At 75.0% G+C, this 19,347-nt stretch carries 12 protein-coding genes; 11 read left to right on the forward strand and 1 reads right to left on the reverse strand.

Annotated features, from left to right (window positions below; all coding sequences use genetic code 11):
* Positions 1 to 600 precede the first annotated feature (600 nt).
* From ACFV2S_RS00140 to ACFV2S_RS00185, 10 genes are all read left to right on the forward strand, one after another.
* Positions 601 to 2,592, forward strand: a complete 1,992-nt coding sequence (locus tag ACFV2S_RS00140) for a BTAD domain-containing putative transcriptional regulator (RefSeq protein WP_385552481.1) — start codon at positions 601 to 603, stop codon at positions 2,590 to 2,592.
* 243 nt (positions 2,593 to 2,835) lie between these two features.
* Complete coding sequence (locus ACFV2S_RS00145; RefSeq protein WP_385552485.1) at positions 2,836 to 5,082, forward strand: TOMM precursor leader peptide-binding protein; 2,247 nt, start codon at positions 2,836 to 2,838, stop codon at positions 5,080 to 5,082.
* Positions 5,079 to 7,052: a TOMM precursor leader peptide-binding protein gene (locus tag ACFV2S_RS00150; RefSeq protein ID WP_385552488.1), complete on the forward strand. Its 1,974-nt coding sequence runs from the start codon at positions 5,079 to 5,081 to the stop codon at positions 7,050 to 7,052. Before ACFV2S_RS00145 ends, ACFV2S_RS00150 begins: the two co-directional genes overlap by 4 nt.
* A gap of 41 nt (positions 7,053 to 7,093) precedes the next feature.
* Complete coding sequence (locus ACFV2S_RS00155; protein ID WP_385552491.1) at positions 7,094 to 8,740, forward strand: nitroreductase family protein; 1,647 nt, start codon at positions 7,094 to 7,096, stop codon at positions 8,738 to 8,740.
* 10 nt (positions 8,741 to 8,750) lie between these two features.
* Positions 8,751 to 11,585, forward strand: coding sequence for a lantibiotic dehydratase (locus tag ACFV2S_RS00160; protein WP_385552494.1), 2,835 nt, complete (start codon positions 8,751 to 8,753; stop codon positions 11,583 to 11,585).
* On the forward strand, positions 11,573 to 12,739 hold the full coding sequence (locus ACFV2S_RS00165; protein WP_385552497.1) for a lantibiotic dehydratase C-terminal domain-containing protein: 1,167 nt from the start codon (positions 11,573 to 11,575) through the stop codon (positions 12,737 to 12,739). Before ACFV2S_RS00160 ends, ACFV2S_RS00165 begins: the two co-directional genes overlap by 13 nt.
* Positions 12,736 to 13,842: a metalloprotease gene (locus ACFV2S_RS00170; protein ID WP_385552500.1), complete on the forward strand. Its 1,107-nt coding sequence runs from the start codon at positions 12,736 to 12,738 to the stop codon at positions 13,840 to 13,842. Before ACFV2S_RS00165 ends, ACFV2S_RS00170 begins: the two co-directional genes overlap by 4 nt.
* A gap of 21 nt (positions 13,843 to 13,863) precedes the next feature.
* The gene (locus tag ACFV2S_RS00175) at positions 13,864 to 14,853 is read left to right on the forward strand and encodes an ABC transporter ATP-binding protein (protein ID WP_385552503.1); all 990 of its coding nucleotides are present in this window, start codon (positions 13,864 to 13,866) and stop codon (positions 14,851 to 14,853) included.
* A gap of 2 nt (positions 14,854 to 14,855) precedes the next feature.
* The gene (locus tag ACFV2S_RS00180; protein ID WP_385552506.1) at positions 14,856 to 15,611 is read left to right on the forward strand and encodes an ABC transporter permease; all 756 of its coding nucleotides are present in this window, start codon (positions 14,856 to 14,858) and stop codon (positions 15,609 to 15,611) included.
* 50 nt (positions 15,612 to 15,661) lie between these two features.
* Entirely contained in the window at positions 15,662 to 17,584 is a 1,923-nt protein-coding gene (locus ACFV2S_RS00185) for a TOMM precursor leader peptide-binding protein (protein ID WP_385553540.1), read from the forward strand.
* A 69-nt stretch (positions 17,585 to 17,653) separates the two neighbouring features.
* Here ACFV2S_RS00185 and ACFV2S_RS00190 read toward each other — a convergent pair whose 3' ends face one another.
* Positions 17,654 to 17,824: a thiazolylpeptide-type bacteriocin gene (locus ACFV2S_RS00190; protein ID WP_030757923.1), complete on the reverse strand. Its 171-nt coding sequence runs from the start codon at positions 17,822 to 17,824 to the stop codon at positions 17,654 to 17,656.
* 151 nt (positions 17,825 to 17,975) lie between these two features.
* Between ACFV2S_RS00190 and ACFV2S_RS00195 the strand changes: the two genes are divergently transcribed.
* A complete protein-coding gene (locus ACFV2S_RS00195; RefSeq protein ID WP_385552510.1) occupies positions 17,976 to 19,295 on the forward strand; it encodes an amidohydrolase in 1,320 nt (439 codons plus the stop codon).
* Positions 19,296 to 19,347 lie beyond the last annotated feature (52 nt).

Below are 19,347 nucleotides of genomic sequence, written 5' to 3' on the forward strand. Positions count from 1 at the left end.
GCGTCGTTCACGCTGGTCACGGGCCGCGGGGTGCGGGGCCCGGCGGGGGCGCCGAGGCCCCCGCCCCGGGGACCCCCGGGGCCACCGCCGTTCACAGCCACGGAGGCCGATGCCGGACGGTAGGAAAGCGGCCATTCTTTGCCTCCGGCGTACCTCGTCGGCGATCTCCCGAGGGCGGCGGCTCGTTCCCGACGGTCGTCCGGATAGCGGGCGGAGAGTGTCATGACCTCATCACCATGCTTCCCTGGCCCCACTCCCCCGCACCACTGCACGAACGCACCGCACCGTCAACCACGCCCCGGTGGATGTCCGGAAGCGCTCATGCCCCATCCCCTCCCGGCCACCTCCGCTGTACCTTCCTCCTGCACCCCACCGGCCTCGACGCCGACCGAGGTCACCCACGCTCCCGCTCCCCCAGGGCCGCCCCGGCGGCCTCAGCAGCCCAGCGCACCCGCACTTCCCCCGTGCCCCCTCTGCCTTCCCCGGTGGTTCGCCATGCCCGCTGCACCCGCCCGGCCCCCGACCTCCCGCTCACGGCCGTACGACGGCCGCCCCTAGGGACCCACCTGGCACCAGCGGACGAGGAAGGCGAACACCACGGTGCGATTCCAATTACTCGGGCCCTTGAGCGTCACCGACGGACGGGACCTCGTGATGCTCCCGCCCTCCAAACCGACGGCGCTGCTCGCCGCCCTGCTCGTCCGCCCGGGTTCGGTCGTCTCCGGCGAGCGCCTGCGCGACGTCGTCTGGGGCGAGGAACACCCCGCGACCGCCAAGACCGCCCTCCAGAGCTGCGTCCTGCGCCTGCGGCGGCTGTTCGCCAAGTACGGCATCGAGGACCAGGCCGTCGTCGCGGTGGCCGGCGGCTACCGCATCGACGCCGACGCCGAGACGCTCGACCTGCTCCACTTCCGCCGGCTCGTCGAGCGGGCCACGTCGTCCGGAGCCGGCTCCGAGCTGTACACGCTGCGCAGCGCACTCGCCCTCTGGCAGGGGGGCCTGCTCTCCAACGTCCCCTCCGACCTGCTGCACCGGGACGAGGTGCCCCGCCTCGCGGAGGAACGGCTCAGGGTGCTGGAACGGGTCTGCGACATCGAGCTGGAGCACGACCGATGTCGGGAAGCACTCGTTGATCTTTGGGAGGTTACGCGCGTATACCCGGCGCACGAACGGTTCGCCGAGCAGCTCATCGTGGCCCTCTACCGGACCGGCCGGCAGACCGAGGCCCTCGCGGAGTACCGGAGGATCAAGGGTCACCTGCGCGAACGGCTCGGCGTCGATCCTCGGGCCGAACTCCAGCGTCTGGAGCTGGCGATCCTGCGGGGTGAGGACCCCGGCCGCGTCGGGACGGCGCGAAGACCGGGCGCACCGACGACGGCGCCGGCCGCGGTCGCTCCGTCCCCGTCCCCGTCCACCGTCGGCTCCGACCGCGCGGGACGGATCACCCCGGCGGCGCGGGCCCAGGCCCCTGACACCCCCCGCGGGTCCGGTACGTCCCCTGCCCGGCAACGGACTCCGGACTCCACCGCCGCCGGCGACCGCGGCGCCCCGCTCCCGCCCCTTCCCACCGTCCCCGGTTTCACCGGACGCGCGCACGAAGTCGACTCCCTGGTGCGGCTGCTCACGGCCGAGAGTCCCGGACAGGGCTCCGAGCGGGCTCCCCTGGCCGTCCTCTCCGGAGCACCCGGCATCGGCAAGACCGCCCTCGCGCTGCACGTCGCCCACCTGGTGGGCGGTCACTTCCCGGACGGCTGCCTCCTGCTGGCGCTGACCCGGCCCGACGGCAGTCCCCGGCCGGCCGAGGAGGCCGCCCACGAGCTCCGCCAGGCGCTGTCCGCCGGGCCCGGAGCGGGCCGGGGCCGTGTCCTCCTCGTCCTGGACGACGTCGTCCACCCCGACCAGGTCCGCCCGCTGCTGACCGCGTACGCCTGCGGCGCGGCGATCGTCACCAGCCGGATGGGACTCGCCGGGCTCGTCGCCACCCACGGCGGCACCGTGCACCGGCTCGGAGCCCTCGACCCGGAGCACGCGCAGGCACTGCTCGCCGCCGTCCTCGGCCGGGACCGGATGGCCGCCGAACCCGGCGCGGCGATCCCCCTCGCGACCGCCTGCGGCCACCATCCGCTCGCCCTCCGCATCGCCGCCGCCCGGCTGCTGACGCGTCCCCGGCTGCGCCTCGCCGACTACGCCGACTGGCTGCGGCACGACCCCGTCGGACGGCTCGGCCTCGCCGACGACCCCCGCATGTCGGTGTCGCAGCGGCTCGACGAGGCCCTGCGACGGCTTCCTCCCCCACTCGCCGGAGCCCATCTGCGGCTTGCCTCGTCGCCCCACGACCCGCTCACCACCGCCGGGGCGGCCCGGCTCCTCGGTCTTCCGGAGGACGCGGCGGAGCAGGTGATCGAACGCCTCCTCGACGCCGGCCTCCTGGAGGAGGGGCAGCCCGGAGTCTTCCGGACGCACGAGCTGCTGCGGGCGCACGCCCGCCGTGCGGCGGGATCCTCCGCCGGCCATGTCCCCGCCCTGCTGCGGCCGCCCCGGCACGGGGAGTTCCCGCAGCCGGACGGGACCAGGCCGGCCGCCATGAGGTGACGGCGCGGCTGCTGCCCGTACCCCCGGGCGCAGAAGACCCCCGGACGCCGGACAGCCCCGCAGACCCAGCAGACCCAGCAGACCCCTCAGACCCCCCAGACCACGCAGACCCCACGCAGCTGAACCCACCCGATACGCCCCGCACTCCCCGCAGTCCGTCCCCCGCGACATCCCGAGCAGAGCAGTCGGCCCGCCACCCCGGGCTCCGTCTCGCCGCCCCGCAACGAGAGGTGTGACGCACGCATGACCCTTACGTCGTACGCGGAGATCGCCGCGACCCGGCCCCGAGTCCGTCGCGATGTCCTGTTCACGCAGACCCCCAGCGGCGTGATCTTCCACAACGCCGACGGCGGTTTCCAGCTCACGGCGAAGTCCGGCTACCGCTTCGCCACGCTCCTCATGCCGTACCTGGACGGCAGCCGCGCGGTCGAGGAGATCTGCGCGGGGTTCGGCGACACGCAGAAGGCCATGGTGGGCGAGCTGGTGCAGGCGCTCTACGGGCGCGGCTTCGCCCGCCCCGTACCGGCGCCGGACGACGCGCCCGCCGAGCCGGTGCCCTCTCCCGAGGCGGCGGCCCGCTTCGCGCAGCAGATCGCGTACGTCGATCACTACGCCGACGCCGCCGCGAGCCGCTTCGCCCGCTTCCGGGAGACCCGGGTCGCGGTCGTCGGCGACGGTCCGGTGGCCCGCTGGTGCGTGCTGTCCCTCGTCCGGAACGGCTGCGGCACGGTCGGCGTCGACCGTGCCCTCGCCGAGGGCACCGCCGGCGTGACGCCGGAGGAGTTCGCGGCCGTCCGCGCGGAGGCGGCCGCCCTCGCCGGGGAGGGGTGCCCGGTCGAACTGCCCCTGTTGCCGGGGCGGGACTCGGGCGGGGGCCGGGAGGCCTGGTCGGCGTTCGAGGGGTACGACGTGGTGGTGGCCGCCGCCGGGGCCGACGTGCCGGGCCTCGTGCTGCCGTTGCTGCGGGAGGGCGTACCCCGGGGTCGCACGCTGCTGCCCGCCTGGACGTTCGGCGGCTCGGCCGTCGTCGGTCCGGTGACGACCACGGACTCCTCGTGCTGCTGGTGCTGCGCCGCGCTCCGGCTCGGCGCGGCCGGTGACGGCGCCGCCTCGGACGCCGCCGAGCTGTGGAGCGGTCTCGCCCTCGGCACGGGGACGCCCGGGCCGCGGCCGTCCGGGCCTCTCGCCGCGATGCTCGGGAACCTGCTCGGGTACGAGGTGTTCCGGCTGGTCACCGGAGCTCTGCCGGCCGAGACCCGGGACAAGGTGCTCGTGCAGTCGATGGCCAGCCTCGACGTCGCGTCGGAGCCGCTGCTGGCCCACCCGCGCTGCCCGTTCTGCTCGTCCGCGGCGGTTCTGCCCGAGCCTGTCGACGTGACGTCGGCACCGGCGCGTCCGGCGTTCCTGCCGACGGTCGCCACCGCGCCCGACGACGACGCCGCCCAGGGACCGCTCGCCGAACTGGAGCGGCGCTCGGCGCTCGTCCGCCCGTTCACGGGGGTCTTCAGGTCGTACGCCGACGAGCCGCTGACGCAGACCCCTCTCAAGGTGGGCTCGGTCGTCCTCGGTCCGGGTCCGCGGGGCACGCGTACCATCACGGCCTTCGACGTGCACCACACCGCCGGTGCCCGGCTGCGGGCGCTGAACGCGGCGGCGCTGGTCTACGCCGAACACGTGGTCCCCGCCGCCGACTTCACGGAGCCGCTGGACGCGCTGCCGCCGGTGGCCGCCGACGCCCTCACCGTCGCGTCGGGCACGGGCGGCTCCGGCGGTGCGACGCGCTGGACCCCGGCCACCTCGCTCCTCACCAAGGAGGTCGTCCGGGTGCCGACCGGCGCCGTGCGTCCCTTCGGCCCCGACAACGCCGACCGCCGCTTCGAGCCGACCCGGGCCGGAGCCGGAGCGGGGTCGGACCTCCCGGAGGCGGCGGCCGCGGGGCTGTTGTCGGCGCTCGCCCACGACGCCCTGCGCCGGGCCGTCGCGGGCTCGGGTGACACCACCCGGATCGCCCCCGAGGTCTTCGGCGCGGACCCGGAGACGACGTTCCTGCTCCGGTCGGCCGCGCTCCTCGGCCTCACCGTCGAGCTGCTCGACCTCGGCGAACGGGCGCGCTCCGGCGCGTCGGTCGTGCTGGCACGGACGGCGCCCGGCGACACGGCCCCCGGCCGCTGGGCCGTCGGCGCCGCGCTCGATCTGACCTCGGCCACCGTCGACGCGGTCCGGGACCTCCTGGGAGAGGTGCAGCTCGCCGGGGAGGAGCACGCCACCGACGGGGGCGACCCGCTGCTGCGCGACCTGGCCGCTTCTCTCGTGCCGGTCACCGGCAGCGGCCCGGCGCGGTCGCCGGGCGCCCCCGTGGAGTGGCCCCACGTCCTGGAACGCCTCGCCGCCTCGGGCCGGGACGCGTTCGTCGTCCCGACGCACGCGGGCGACCTGCCGACCGCGGGCATCCACACCGTCCGTGTCCTGCTGACCCGGGACCCCCGATGAGAGCCGAGGCCGTGGCCCGGCCGCGCTCCGTCGCCGCGGATGCCGCGCGTCCCTCCGCCGCGCCCGCGCGCACCGGGTGCTCGTCCCGTTTCGCCGTCGCGCTGCGCGCGGCGCTCGACGAGCTCGGGGCCGCGCCGGCCGTGGCGGTCGCCGCGCTCGGTGTGCGGGACGCGTACGCGGACCCCGCCGACGGGCCGGGTCCGCGTGACGGCGCCGCCGCGGCCGGTCTCCCGGTGCCCGTGCACCTCTACGGGCGTCAGGTCCTCGTCGGCCCCTGGCCCGCGGCGTCCGGGGCCACCGGGAGCGCCGACCGCGCCGGCTGTGCGACGTGCCTCCGGCGCCGGTGGCAGGGAGTCCGCTCCGTTCCCCTGCGGGAGGGCCTCGAACTCGGGTCGGAGACCCGCTCCGCGGGCGCCTGGCCGTACGCCGTCCCGTTCGCCGCCACCGCCGTCGCCGCGCTCGTCGCGGGGCTCGCGGAACGGGAACCGGAGCCCGGTCCGTACCCCCGTGTCCATCTGGTCGACCTCGATGCCATGACCGTACGGAGCCATCCGCTCGTACCCGACCCGGAGTGCCCCTCCTGCGGGACGCCCGAGGAGGACTCCGCCGAGGCCGCCACGCTGACGCTGCGTCCGGCGCCCAAGTACCGGCCCGGCGTGTTCCGCGTCCGCCGGATCGAGGACTACCGGCTGCCCCTGGACGCGTTCGCCAACCCCCACTGGGGCGCGATCGGCCCGTCCGTCGTCTGCGACGTCGTCTCGACCACCACCTCGGCCACCGTAGGCTGCTTCTCGTCCCGCTCCGGGGAGTACCTGCGCGAGACGTTCTGGGGCGGTCACGCCGACACGTACGCGCGCAGCCAGCGCATCGGGATCCTCGAAGGCCTCGAGCGCTACGCGGGCATGCGCGCCCGGACCCGGACGGCACGTCTGCGGGCGTCGCTCGACGACCTCGGCGCGGTCGCCGTGGACCCGCGCGGGACGGGGCTCTACACGGACGCGTTCCATCAGGACAACCCCCGGGTGCGGCCCTTCGCCCCGGACCGTGAGATCCCCTGGGTGTGGGGCTGGTCTCTGCGCGACGCGGCACCGCGCGCGGTGCCGGAGATCCTGGCGTACTACCACGCCCCCGGTCTGGAGAACCGGTTCGTGCAGGAGAGCTCCAACGGCTGTGCGTCCGGCGGCAGTACGGAGGAGGCCGTCTACTTCGGCCTGATGGAGGTCATCGAGCGGGACGCCTTCCTGCGCGCCTGGTACGGGCAGGTGCCGCTGCGCGAGATCGACCCGTCGACCAGCGCCCGGGCGAGCACCCGGCACATGGTCGACCGGCTGGCCATGTACGGCTACCGGGCGCGCTTCTTCGACACCCGGGCCGACCTCCCGGTCCCGGTGGTGACCGCGTGCGCCGAGCGGTTCGACGGGGGCCTGGGCCGGATGTGCTTCGGCGCGGGCGCGGGGCTCGATCCGGAGTCGGCCCTGGACTCGGCGCTCTGCGAGATCGCCACCGACTCCGTCAACCTCGTCGGCCGGACCCGGCGCGACGAGGCGCGGCTGCGGGCGATGGCCGCCGACTTCGACCGGGTCACCACGCTCCACGACCATCCACTGGTCTACGGCGTCCCGGAGATGGGCCGGCACGCCGACTTCCTGCTGCGGCAGGACGGCCCGGCTCTCCTCGCGGTCGCCGATCTCGCGTGGCCGGACGCCGACGGCGCGGTCGTCGGCACGGACCTGCGCGAGGACCTGCTGCGGGCCGTGGGCGCGGTGACCGCGGCCGGCTTCGACGTGGTGGTGGTCGACCAGACCCTGCCGGAGCAGCGCGCGCTCGGCCTGCACACCGTGAAGGTGCTGGTGCCCGGACTCCTGCCCATCGACTTCGGCTGGTCCCGGCAGCGGGCCCGGCACATGCCCCGGATGCGCGCGGCCCTGGGCGCCTCCGGACTCCACCCCGCGCCCCATCCCTTCCCGTAGCGGCGTCCGTCCCGCTCGCCGTCCGAAAGGAGGCCGACCCCATGGGGTACGCCCATGAGTACGCCGATGCCGTCCTGCACCGCGGCCGCGTTCCGATGGAACCCGCCGACTTCGTCCCCGACTGGCCCGACGGGCCGCGCAGGGGGAAGTTCTACCCGGGCGTGGAGTCCTACGCCCTGCCCGACGGGGACGACCTGCCCGACGCGCCCGCGTCCGCCGGCCTCCTCCCCCGGTCCGGCGACGGGTCCGCGATCACCGGGCCGGGCCGTCCGCCGGGGGCGCACGGGGCGCCGGGCGGCTTCACGCTCCCCCTGCTGTCCGCGATGCTCAAGGACTCGTACGGGCTGACCGGCCGCCGTCTCGGCGTCCAGGCGAACAGCGACCTGTCCGGGCTGCCCTTCTACACCCACGCCAACTGGTCGCGGGGGACGGCGGGCGGCGGCGGCCTCTACCCGGTCGGCGTCCACTGGGCCTCGGGGCCCTCGGGCCCGCTCACGCCCGGCATCCACTACTACGACGTCCAGCGGCACGCCGTCCAGCGGCTGTTGACGGGGGACGTGACGGCCCGGGTGCGCGAGGCGCTGGGGAAGGACGCGCCTCCCGAGGCCCTGGAGACCGACCAGTACCTGATCCTCGGCGTGAAGTACTGGCAGACGGCCTTCAAGTACAACAGCTTCGGCTACCACGTGGTCTGCACCGATGTCGGGACGCTCGCGCAGACCTGGCGCGTCTGGGCCGCCGCGCACGGGCTGCGCGTCGCACCCCTGCTGTGGTTCGACGAGCCGCGGCTGAACGGGCTGCTCGGCTCGGACGGTGAGGAGGAAGGGGTGTTCGCCGTCGTGCCCCTGCGCTGGGCCGGGGACGGCGCGGTACCCCGTCCGGCGGTGACCGACGGCCCCGACCCGTCGCCCCGGCACCGGGACGTCGAGCGGTCCCGTACGGTCATCGCGTTCCCGACGGTGCTGGCCATGCACGCGACGACCGTGGCCGACGCCGCCGACCGGCCGGCGCCCGGTGCGCTCGCCCCGGCGGCCGCCCGGCCCGTCCCCGCGGGCGGCACCCGGGTCCCGCTGCCCGCGCCCGCCTTCCCCGAGGTGCCGGTGCGCCGGGTCCTGCGGAGCCGGCGCAGCAGCTTCGGGCGCTTCGACGCGGCCGAACCCGTCACGCCCGGCCAGCTGTCGTCCGTGCTCGCGGCCTGCGCGGCGGCCTCGTTCTGCGGGGAGGCCGATCCGGACGGCACGCTCCGGCAGGTCCGGCTGTACGCCTTCGTCAACCACGTCCAGGGCATCGCGCCCGGCGCGTACGTCTACGACCCCGATGCCGGCGATCTCGCGCTCGTCGTCCCCGGCCCGCAGGGGGCGTTCCTCCAGGAGAACTACTTCCTGGCCAACTACAACCTGGAGCAGGCCGGCGTCGTCCTGGTGCCGACGGTGCGGACGACGGCCGTCCTGGACGCGGTCGGGGACCGGGGATACCGGCTCGCCGTCGGCACGGCGGGCGCCGTGGCCCAGACGTGCTATCTGGCGGCGTCCGCCCTGTCGCTCGGCGCGGGGGTGGCGCTGGGCTTCGACAACGTGTCGTTCGTCGAGCGGCTCGGCCTGGAGGGCACCGCGGAGGCGCCCCTGCTGATCATGCCGCTCGGGAACGAACGCCCGGGCCCCGCCGACTTCCGTCACGAGATCGCCTGAGGGGCCCGCGATGACACAGCTGACCAGCGCCGCGACCGGCGACGGCACCCGCGCCGAAGGCGAGGAGCCGGTCGCATGGGAGGTGGGCCGGCGCTTCCTGCTCCGCGCCGCCGGCCTGCCCGTGGAGACCGCGCACGGGCTGCGCTGCCCGCGGACCCGCGCCTGGGCCGATACGGTCCTGGCGCACGAGGAGCGTCTCGCCGACGGCGGCGGCGCCCTCAGCGAGGAGCTCCACGCCCTGGTCGAGGCGGCCGACGCCGTCGGCGACGACGCACGGCGGGCGCTTCTCTCCCTGCGCCGCCAGATCTTCAACAACCGGCTGCCCGCGGACCCGGCCGCGGCCGTACGGCTGGTGACCGGACTCGACGGGACGGCCGGCGCACACGTCTCGGCCTGGCTGGAGGACCGCGTCGCGTACGGCGACCTCCTCGGCGCGGGAGCGGCCCTCCTCGCGGAGGACCTGCGCACCGCCCGCGCCGTGCTGCGCACCGCGCTCGCCTCCGAGCCGCTGCGCCGGGGACTGCTCCTCGCGTCACCGGTGCTCGACAGCCGGCTCGACGCGTACCTGGGCGACACCCGTGCCGAGCCGAGCGGGCGGATGCGCAAGATCGAGCGGTCGGCGCTCGCGTATCTCTACCGCACGGCGTGCAAGACCAGCCCGTTCAGCACCCTCACCCCGGTCGCGACGGGGATCTTCGACGGCGGTCCCGGCGAAGGCACCGCGCCGCGCCCCGGCCTCCGCGCCGCATGGCGCGTCGGCGAACCGGAGGCCTGGACGAGTCACGTACGGCTCAATGTCGTCGCCCTGGGGCGGCTCACCGAGCTGATCCTCGCCGACCCCGTGCGCCGCCAGGACCTCCCCGTCGTGCTGTCCCCGGGCTGGGGCCGCGACGAGGACCGGATCCGCTACGTACGGCAGTGGGTGACGAGCGGCGACGACGACGCCTCCGTCACCTTCGACTCCGTCCGCGACCGGCTGTTCTACCTCCGCGGCAGCGGCACCCTGGAGCGCCTGCTCGCGTTCCTCGACGAGCGGGCGGGGCTGCGCCACCGCGAGCTGGTCGCGTGGCTCGGGACCGAGCACGGCGCCGGCCCCGCCGAGTGCGAGCGGTACGCGGCCGCGCTGCTGCAGCTCGGCATGGTCCAGGTGCCGAGCCTGCGCACCGAGGTGCACAGCCCCGATCCGCTGCGGTCGTTCCAGCGCTCCCTGCGTGACCTGGCGGCCCCGTGGGCCGACGCGCTGGCGGACGCCCTGGACGGACCGGCCGCGTGCCTGGCCGCGTATCCCGCCGCCGGTCTCGCCGAACGGCGCGCGCTCCTGCGGACCCTCCGCGAGCAACTCCTCGACGTCCAGCGGCAGCTGGGAGCGGAGGAGCCCACGCTGCCGCGCACGCTGCTCTACGAGGACGTCAGCGCGGGGTCCGACCTGGGCTGCGGAGCGGGACCTCTGGCAGGTGCGACGGGACAGGCCCTGCGGGCGGTCGAGGGCGTCCTGCCGATGTTCGACCTCACGCTGCCCCACCGCATCACCCTGCACGGATTCTTCCTGGCCCGCTTCGGGCGCGGTGGCCGCTGCGACGACCTGCTCGGCCTCGTCCACGACTTCCACGAGGACTTCTTCGACCAGTACGTGTCCTTCGCCGCGAAACGCACGGCGTTCGACGCGGACGGGGAGTACGTCCCCGAGGAGAACTGGCTCGGCCAGCCCGCGCTGCGCGTCCTGGACGGCGCCCGCCGGCGTTTCGTCGCGGGCATGCGCGAGTTGTGGGGGGCGTGGGGGCGGAGCGGGGCGGACGACGAGCTGCGGCTCCCCGAGGACCTCCTCGCCGCCGTCGCCGGTGAACTGGAGCCGCTCCTCGGCGACTTCACACCCCGGAGCCATCATCTCCAGGTGGCCCTGCCCGCCCCGGACGGTGAGGCGCACGCCCGCGTGGTCCTCAACCGGTCCTACGGCGGACTCGCCTTCCCCTTCAGCCGCTTCACCCACGCCTACGACGGGACGCCGGAGACCGTCCCGCCCGGCGGGGCCGGTCTCTCGGAAAGGTTGCGCGCCGAGCTGCGCGACCGCCGGCCCCCGGGAGCGGTGTTCGCCGAGCTGACCGGTGGCCCCGTCACCAGCAACCTCAATCTGCACGGCAGGCTGACGGACTACCAGATCGTGTGCCCGGGCGAGACGTCCACGGTTCCGGAGGACGCCCGACTCGACCTGAGCGACCTCTCGCTGGAGCACGACGAGCGGACCGACCGCCTCGTCCTGCGCTCGCGCCGGCTCGGCCGCGAGGTCGTCCCGGTCTATCTCGGGTACCTCGTGCCGGTGGCCCTGCCCGAGATCCCCCGCACCCTGCTGCTGCTCTCGCCGAGCTCCATGACCCCGACCGATGTCTGGGGCGGCGTTCCCGAGGGTCCGGCCGTCGACGGGGTCACCCGCAGGCCGAGGGTGGTCCACGGCGACCTCGTGCTGAGCCGGCGCAGCTGGACGGCGGACGCCGCCGTGCTGCCGGTCCGCCGCCCCGGCGCGGACGAGGCGTCGTGGTACCTGGAGTGGCGGCGCTGGCAGCGCCGGCACGGCCTGCCGGACCAGGTCTTCGCCACGGTGCTCCGCGAGGGCCGCCGGGCCCTGGGCGCCAAGCCCGTGTACGTGGACTTCGCGAGTCCGCTGTCGCTGACCTCGTTCGACGCCCTGGTGGACCGCGAGCCGGGCACCGGGGTGGCGTTGCGCGAGATGCTCCCGTCAGGGGACGCGCTGCATCTGACGTCTCCACGGGGCCGGCACGTGGCCGAGCTGGCCGTGGAGACCTTCACCTCCCGCCATCGCACCGAGGACGGCCCGACATGCCCGAACTGATCTCACCGCACCCCGGCCCCGCTCCCCGCGTCACGCCCGTCCCCGGCGCGGGAGCTCCCGGCGTCCCGGCACGGGAACCGGGAGAGTGGATCGCCCTCCACGTCTTCTACGCCGCCAGCCCGCGTCCGATGCTGGTGGACTGCGTCCGGCCGCTCGTCGCCCGGCTCACCGAGGAGGGGCTGCTCGCGGGTCACTTCTTCATCAACTACTGGCTGGAGGGGCCGCACGTGCGGCTGCGGCTGCGCCCCGCGAGCCCCGCCGCGGCCGCCGAGGTGAGAAGGCGGGCCGAGGAGGCGCTCACCGCGTTCCTCAGGAGCCGTCCCGCGCTGTACGAGGTCGACTCCGGCTTCCTCAAGGACTTCTACAACGCCCTGTTCGACATCGAGTTCCCCGGGGAGGACCGGCGAAGCTACATGGGCGACGACGGCCGGATGCGGCTGCGGCCGAACAACAGCTTCAGCGAGGAGCCGTACGCCCCCGAGTACGCCAAGTACGGCGGTCCGGCCGGTGTCGAACTCGCCGAGTGGCACTTCCGTCACTCCAGCGAGCTGGTCGTCGACGCCTTCCGCACCATGAACCTCCACCTCCGCTCCGTGCTGCTGGGCACCTCCGCCCAGCTGATGATGGTGATGGCGAGCTGCTTCCTGCCGGAGGAGGACCGGCTCGCCGACTACCTGGACGGCTACTACCAGTTCTGGCACCGGGCCTTCCCCGGGACCGGGTTCATCGGCTCGAAGGAGTACGAGCGGAACTACGCCGGGACGGCACCCGCCCTGGGCCGCCGGTTCGCCGCCGTCCGCACCGCGATCGCGAGCGGCGAGCTGGAGCGGCTCCCCTCGTTCCTGCGGGGCTGGGCGGAGCACTGCCTGGAACTGCGCGGCCGGGTCGCGGAGCTGACCGGACGGGGCGAGCTCCTCTTCCCGCTCCGGGAGGGCCCCGCACGCGAGGACACCGGGCAGGTGCGCGCGGAACCGGCGGACGCCGTCCCCACGGCGCCGCTCACCCATCTGCCGTCGGTCCTCCCCAGGCTCCTCTCCCCGTACATGCACATGACCAACAACCGGCTGCACGTGACCATCCGCGACGAGGCCTACCTGTCCTTCGTCCTCGGCCAGGTCCTCAGAGACCCGCACGTCCCGGCGGCGGGCGCGTGACCGCCGCCGCCGCGCGGGCCTATCGCCCCGCCCTCCGGCCCGGCGTGCTCCTCGGCCCGCCCCTGCTGCGCGGCCCCCGGACCGTGCACCTCGTCAGGCACCCCGTCACCGGGGCCGCGTTCGAGGTCGGGGTCAAGGAGCACTTCCTCATGGCGCGCCTCGACGGCACCCGGAACCTCGACGACCTCGTGCCCCTGTACGCGCAGCGGTTCGGCCGCCGGCTCGGCGAGGAGCACTGGAACCGGCTCCTGGGCCTCCTCGGCACCCGGGGCCTCCTCGTCGGCGCGCCCGATCCGGCCTCCCCCGCCCCGGCCCCCCGGCGCCCCAACTCCTTCTGGCGCGGCACCCGTCCGATGGTCGCGGACGCCGACGCGACCACCGCACGCCTGCACCGCGTCCTGCGCCCGGTCCTCCGTCCGGCCGTCCAGCTCCCGCTCCTCGCCGCCGTGCTCGCGCTCGTCGGCGCGCTCGCCTGGCGGTCGGGGGAGCTGCTCGACGGCACCGCCGAGACGGTCCGGCAGCCGTTCGCGCTGATGGGCGTCGCACTGTTCCTGTGGGCGAGCATCACGCTCCACGAGCTGGCGCACGGCGTCGCCGCCCAGCACTACGGGGGGCACGTCGCCGAGATCGGCCTGCGCTGGCGGTTCCCCGCCGCCCTCCTCTACTGCACGGTGGACAACTACCTCTTCCTGCCGGGCAGGAGCGCCAAGCTGGTCGTCGCCGGAGCCGGCGCCCACCTCAACATGGTGCTGCTGCTGCCCTTCGGCGTCTGGTGGTTCCTCCTGCCGGACGGCGCGGCGGAGCGTTCCCCGCTCGCCGGTCTCCTGGTGCTCGGCACGATCCAGGCCCTGAGCAATCTCGTACCGCTGCCTCCGCTCGACGGGTACCGGATGCTCGGGCACGCCCTCGGAGCCGCTCACCTCGCCCCCGAGACCCGGACCTATCTGGCCCTGCGCCGTCGCGGGGCGGCGGGGGCCGAGGCCCTGGCCGGCTACTCGGCACGGGCCCGGCGCATCTACACGGCGTACGCGCTCGGCTCCACCGCCCTGGTCCTGCTCGCCGCGGCGGCCACGATCACGTTCGTCCTCCACCTGCTCGGCTGACCCGAAGGAACGACGCACCGCATGAGTGAGGTACAGGCCATGTCAACCACATCCGCCGCGGGCGGTCCGCCGACCGCCGCCGTCCTGGTCCGGGGTGTCTCCAAGCGGTACGGGGACCGCCAGGCCCTGGACGACGTCTCCCTGGAGATCCACCGGGGCGAGTTCTTCGGCCTGCTCGGCCCCAACGGCGCGGGCAAGTCCACCCTGATCGAGATCATGGAGGGACTGCGCCGGGCCGACGCGGGCACGGTCGCCGTCTTCGGCGAGTCCCCCTGGCCCCGCAACACGGCACTGCTGCCCCGGCTCGGCGTGCAGACCCAGAGCTCGGCGTTCTTCGTCCGGCAGACCGCCCACGAGCATCTGCGGACCGTCGCCGCGCTCTACGGCGCGCCGCGCGGCGCCGTCGACGCCACCCTCGATTCCGTGGGTCTCACCGAGCAGCGGGGCGTCCAGGTCGAGAACCTCTCGGGTGGGCAGCGGCAACGCCTTGCGATCGCCTCCGCGCTCGTCCACGGTCCCGAGCTGATCTTCCTCGACGAGCCGACCGCCGCGCTGGACCCGCAGGCGCGCCGTGCCCTGTGGGAGGTGCTCCGGGGTCTCAAGGCGGAGGGGCGCACGATCGTGCACACCACCCACCACCTCGACGAGGCGGAGGCGCTCTGCGACCGGATCGCCATCCTGGTGGACGGGCGGATCGCCGTGACCGACTCCCCGCACCACCTGGTCGGCGCCTCGCGGGCCCCGAGCCGCCTCCTGCTTCCGCTGGGCCGTCTCGACCCGGACCGGGCCGCGGCGATCGAGGGCGTCGAACGGGTCACCGTCGAGGGCGGCTCACTGGTCCTGGAGACCCACGCGTCCGGCCGTGTCCTCTCCGCCGTGGACCGGCTCGTCGGTCTCGACGGCGTCCAGACCCGCTCACCCGGCCTCGAAGACGTCTACCTCGACCTGACCGCCCGCCTCACCGGTGCCGGACGGTCCGGCCACCCGCACGCCGAGACCACGGAGTCCTGACCATGAGCGCCTATGCCGCACTGACCGGGGCGGGCTACCGTGCCCAGGTCCGCGACCGGACCACCCTCTTCTTCACGTTCGCCTTCCCCCTCCTCTTCCTCGTCGTCTTCGGGCTGATCTTCCGAGGCCAGGCCGTGCAGGAGAGCGGGCTGTCCTACCTCTCGTACACCGCGTCCGGCGTGCTGTCCTGGGGCGTGGCGAACGCCGCCGTGTTCGGCATCGCCTTCACCCTCATGCAGTGGCGGACCGACGACATCCTGCGGCTGATCCGGATGTCCCCGGCCCCGCTCTCGGCCGTCATCGGCTCCCGCTACGTCATCGCGCTGGTCGTCGGCGCCGTCCAGTCACTGCTGTTCGTCGGGGTCGCGATGCTGCCCGTGTTCGGCCTCGAACCGGCCGCCGGCTGGCCGCTGTTGATCCCGGTCCTGATCCTGGGCATCACGACCTTCCTCCTGCTCGGGGTGATCATCGGGTCGTTCGCGAACACGCCCGAGTCGGTCGCGGCCGTCGCCAACTTCCTGATGCTGCCCATGGCGTTCCTGTCCGGGTCCTTCTTCCCCCTCGACTCGATGCCGTCCTGGCTGCGGAACGTCTCGCTCGCCATGCCGCTGCGCTATCTCAACGACGCCGTGTCCCACGCGCTCGCCGGCCGCGGCGACTCCTCCGACGTGTGGGTGGGATGCGCCGGACTGCTCGTGTTCGCCCTGGTCTTCGGCGCGGTCGCGGTGAAGACCTTCCGCTGGACCAGGTCGTCGTGAGCGCCGCCGGAAGCACCTCGGGCGTGGCCGCGCCGCCCCTGCCGCTGCCCATGGACGAGGCACGGGCCGGTCTGCGGGCCGCGCTCGCCGTGCGACTCGGCCGCGACGTTCCCGTCGTCCCGGTCGGGGCCACGGACGCCGGCGCACCGCTCGGCGGCCGGGGAGCCCCGGACCCCTGGGCGGCCGAGCGCGCCGGCGCCCGTGTCCACCTCACGTCCTCCGCGGTGCTCGTCGGCCCGTGGGGCGGGGACGGCACCGCGCCGGCCTGCGGCCGCTGCCTCGCCCTGCGCTGGCAGCGCCTGCGCAGCCGCAGCGAGCGCGACGCGCTGGAGACCGGCGGGCCGGACGGTCCTCGACCGGCCGGGGTGTGGCCGCTGCTCACCGACCACGTGTACGACGCGGTGGCGGCCCTCCACCAGGCCGTGCTCGACGGCCGACCCGGGGCCGAGCCCGCCGCGCCGGACCCCGCCGACCGGGCGCTGCCGCAGGTCTCCCGTGTCGACCTGTCGACGCTCGCGGTCCGCACGTACCCGCTCCTCGCCGATCCGCTCTGCCCCGACTGCGCGCCCGACCGCACCCCGGCCGGACCGCGCCCGATGGCCCTCGTCGGGCGCCGGAAGCCGGACCCCGGCACGTACCGGCTGCGTGCCGCGTCCTCGTACCCCCTGCCGCGCGAGGCGCTCGCCAACCCGGTGTGCGGGGCGCTCGGCGGCGGGACGTGGATCAGCGTCACCTCGCCGACGACCGCGCCGGTCGCCGGGAGCGTCTTCGTGCGCGGATACGCGGGTCTCAACGACGTCACGTGGAGCGGCCAGGAGAACACCTTCTCCACCAGCCGCACCCTGGCCTTCCTGGAGGGCCTCGAACGGTACGCGGGAACCCACCGGCGCGGCGGGCACACCCCCGTGACCGGCTCCTGGAACGCGCTCCGGGACGATGCCGTCGACCCCGCGACCTGCGGCTTCTACGATCCGCGCACCTACCGCGAGGACCCTCTGGTCGACCCGTTCGACCCGGACCGCGCCATCCCCTGGGAGTGGGGCTGGTCGCTCCGCGACGAGCGCCCGGTCCTGGTCCCCTCCCGGCTCGTGTACTACAGCGCGGGCCTCGCCGCCGACAACTTCGTCTTCGAGTGCTCCAACGGCTGCGCCATCGGCGGCAGCCTCGAGGAGGCGGTCCTCGGCGGGCTGCTCGAACTCGTCGAGCGGGACGCCTTCCTGAACGCCTGGTACGGCGACGCCCGGCTCACCGAGATCGACCTGGACACCGTCGGCGGCCGGACGGCCGCGGCCATGGCGGAACGAGCGGCGCTCCAGGGGTACGACGTCCACGTCCTGGACAACCGCATCGACCTGCCGGTCCCCGTGGTCACCGCGGTGGCCGTACGCCGGGACGGCGGCCCCGGCACCCTCTCGTTCGCGGCGGCGGCCTCGCTCGACCCCCGGTCCGCGGTGGAGGGCGCCCTGTCGGAGGTGCTCACCTACATCCCGCACCTCTCCCGCCAGACGCAGGAGCGGAGGGCAGAACTGGAGGCCATGGCGGACGATTTCGGCCTCGTCCGTCATCTGAAGGACCACGCGCAGCTGTACGGGCTGCCGCGGATGGCGGTGCACGCCCGGGGTTATCTGGAGCCCCTGGCGGTGCGTGGCTCCGAGGAGGTCTACCGGGACTGGGAATCGTCCGGCCGGCCGAGGACGGACGACCTCCGGGACGACGTCCGGGCCGTGACCGACCTGCTCGCCGGGGCCGGCCACGACGTGATCGTCGTCGACCAGACCACTCCCGAGCAGGAACGGATGGGGCTGTGCACGGTGAGCACCCTCGTACCGGGTCTGCTGCCGATCGACTTCGGCTGGAACCGGCAGCGGGCACCGCTGCTGCCCCGGCTGCGGACGGCCCTGCGCCGGGGCGGCCATCGCGCGACGGACCTGACCGACGCCGAGATCCGCCGGGTCCCGCACCCGTTTCCGTAGCCCCGTCGCGCCGGAACGCAGGGCGCCCGGTGTCCGGGGAACGGACACCGGGCGCTCCTCCGGCCCGGATCAGGCGGAGCAGGAGGTGGTGCTGGTGGTGGAGCTGCAGGTCGAGGTCGAGCTGGTGCTGGTGGAGCCGGCCAGCACGACCTCGCTGGCGTCCGAGTAGTCGGAGATCTCGAACGTCTCGGCCTCGAGCTCCAGGATCTCGTCGGCGAGCGTGCTCAGGTCCTTGTTCATGGCGCCTCCTCTTGACCACGGTCCCGCACGGGACCGCCCGGGGGTGTGTACACGTCCCATTGCACCGCCGCCCGCTCACCGTTCGGCACGTCTCCCGCACGCACATCGCTGGCACGCGACGCCAGCGGCGCGCCTCTCCCCCTGGAGCCCCGTGAACCAGCCCGAACCCCCCGACCCGGTCCTCGCCCCGGCCGGGGTGGCACTGCGTCCCGCTCTCACCCTCTATCTGGACGTCCACCGGAACCCCGAGCCGTCCGGCGAGGAGCGCCGCACGGCCGGGCTCTTCGCGGACCGCCTCGCGGCCCTGGGCCTCGACGTCACCCGCGGAGTCGGCGGCCACGGTGTGGTCGGCGTCCTGCGCAACGGCGAGGGCCCACGGGTGTATCTGCGGGCCGAACTCGACGCCCTTCCCCTGGAGGAGCGGACCGGGCTCCCGTACGCCTCCGGGAACGGCGCCATGCACGCCTGCGGCCATGACCTCCACCTCGCCGCCGCGACCGGGGCGGTGGACCTCCTGGCGCGGGCGGCCGAGCGGTGGCGGGGGACCCTCGTGGTCCTCGGCCAGCCGGCCGAGGAGACGCTGACGGGCGCACGCGCGATGCTGGAGGACGGTCTGTACGAGCGGTTCGGCAGGCCGGACGTGGTCCTCGCCCAGCACGCGGCGCCGCTGCCCTCCGGCATGGTCGCGCACGGCACCCGGCACGCCCCGATGACGGCGGCGAGCACCGCGCTCGACGTCGTGCTGCACGGGCGCGGGGGGCACGCCGGGACACCGCACCTGGCCGTGGACCCGGTGGTGACGGCCGCGGCCGTGATCACCCGTCTGCAGACGGTCGTCTCGCGCGAGAGCTCCCCCGCCGACCAGCTCACCCTCACCGTCGGCACCGTGCGGGCGGGCACGGCGGTGAACGTGGTGCCGGACACGGCGGAACTGGGCATCGGCCTGCGGGCCCTCACGGACGCGTCCCTCGACCGGGCGCTCGCGGCGGTGGAGCGCATCGTGCGGGCCGAGTGCTCCGCCTCCGCCTGCCCGCGCGAGCCGGGGATCACGACCGTCTCACGCACCCCGGCCCTGTGGGGCGATCCGTCCGCGACCCGGGTGGTCCGCGCCGCGCACACGGGGCTCTACGGTTCCGCCCGGGTCGCCGACTGGCCGCCGTCGCTGGCCTCGGAGGACTTCCCGCTGTACGGCGGCGCGGGCGCCGCGGTCCACGGCGAGGAGGACGTCCCGCTCGTCTACTGGATGGTCGGCACCGCGAGCCCTCGCCAGTGGACGGCCTCGGCGGGCCGGCTCCCCCCGAACCACTCGCCCCTCTTCGCCCCCGACCCGCGCACGGCCCTGCCGGCGGCCGTCAACGCCTTGGCGGTGGCGGCTCTCAGCGTGCTCGCGGGGCCGGAGACCCCGGGACGAGCCGCTCCGGGACCGAAGTCAGCACGGCTCGGGCGGCGGCCGCCGCCCGAACCGTGCTGACGCCGGCGCCGCCCCGGGAGCGACCGGCCGTCGGGCGGCGGCGGCCCGGGGT

The organism is Streptomyces sp. NPDC059695 (assembly GCF_042733785.1).
Lineage (GTDB): Bacteria > Actinomycetota > Actinomycetes > Streptomycetales > Streptomycetaceae > Streptomyces.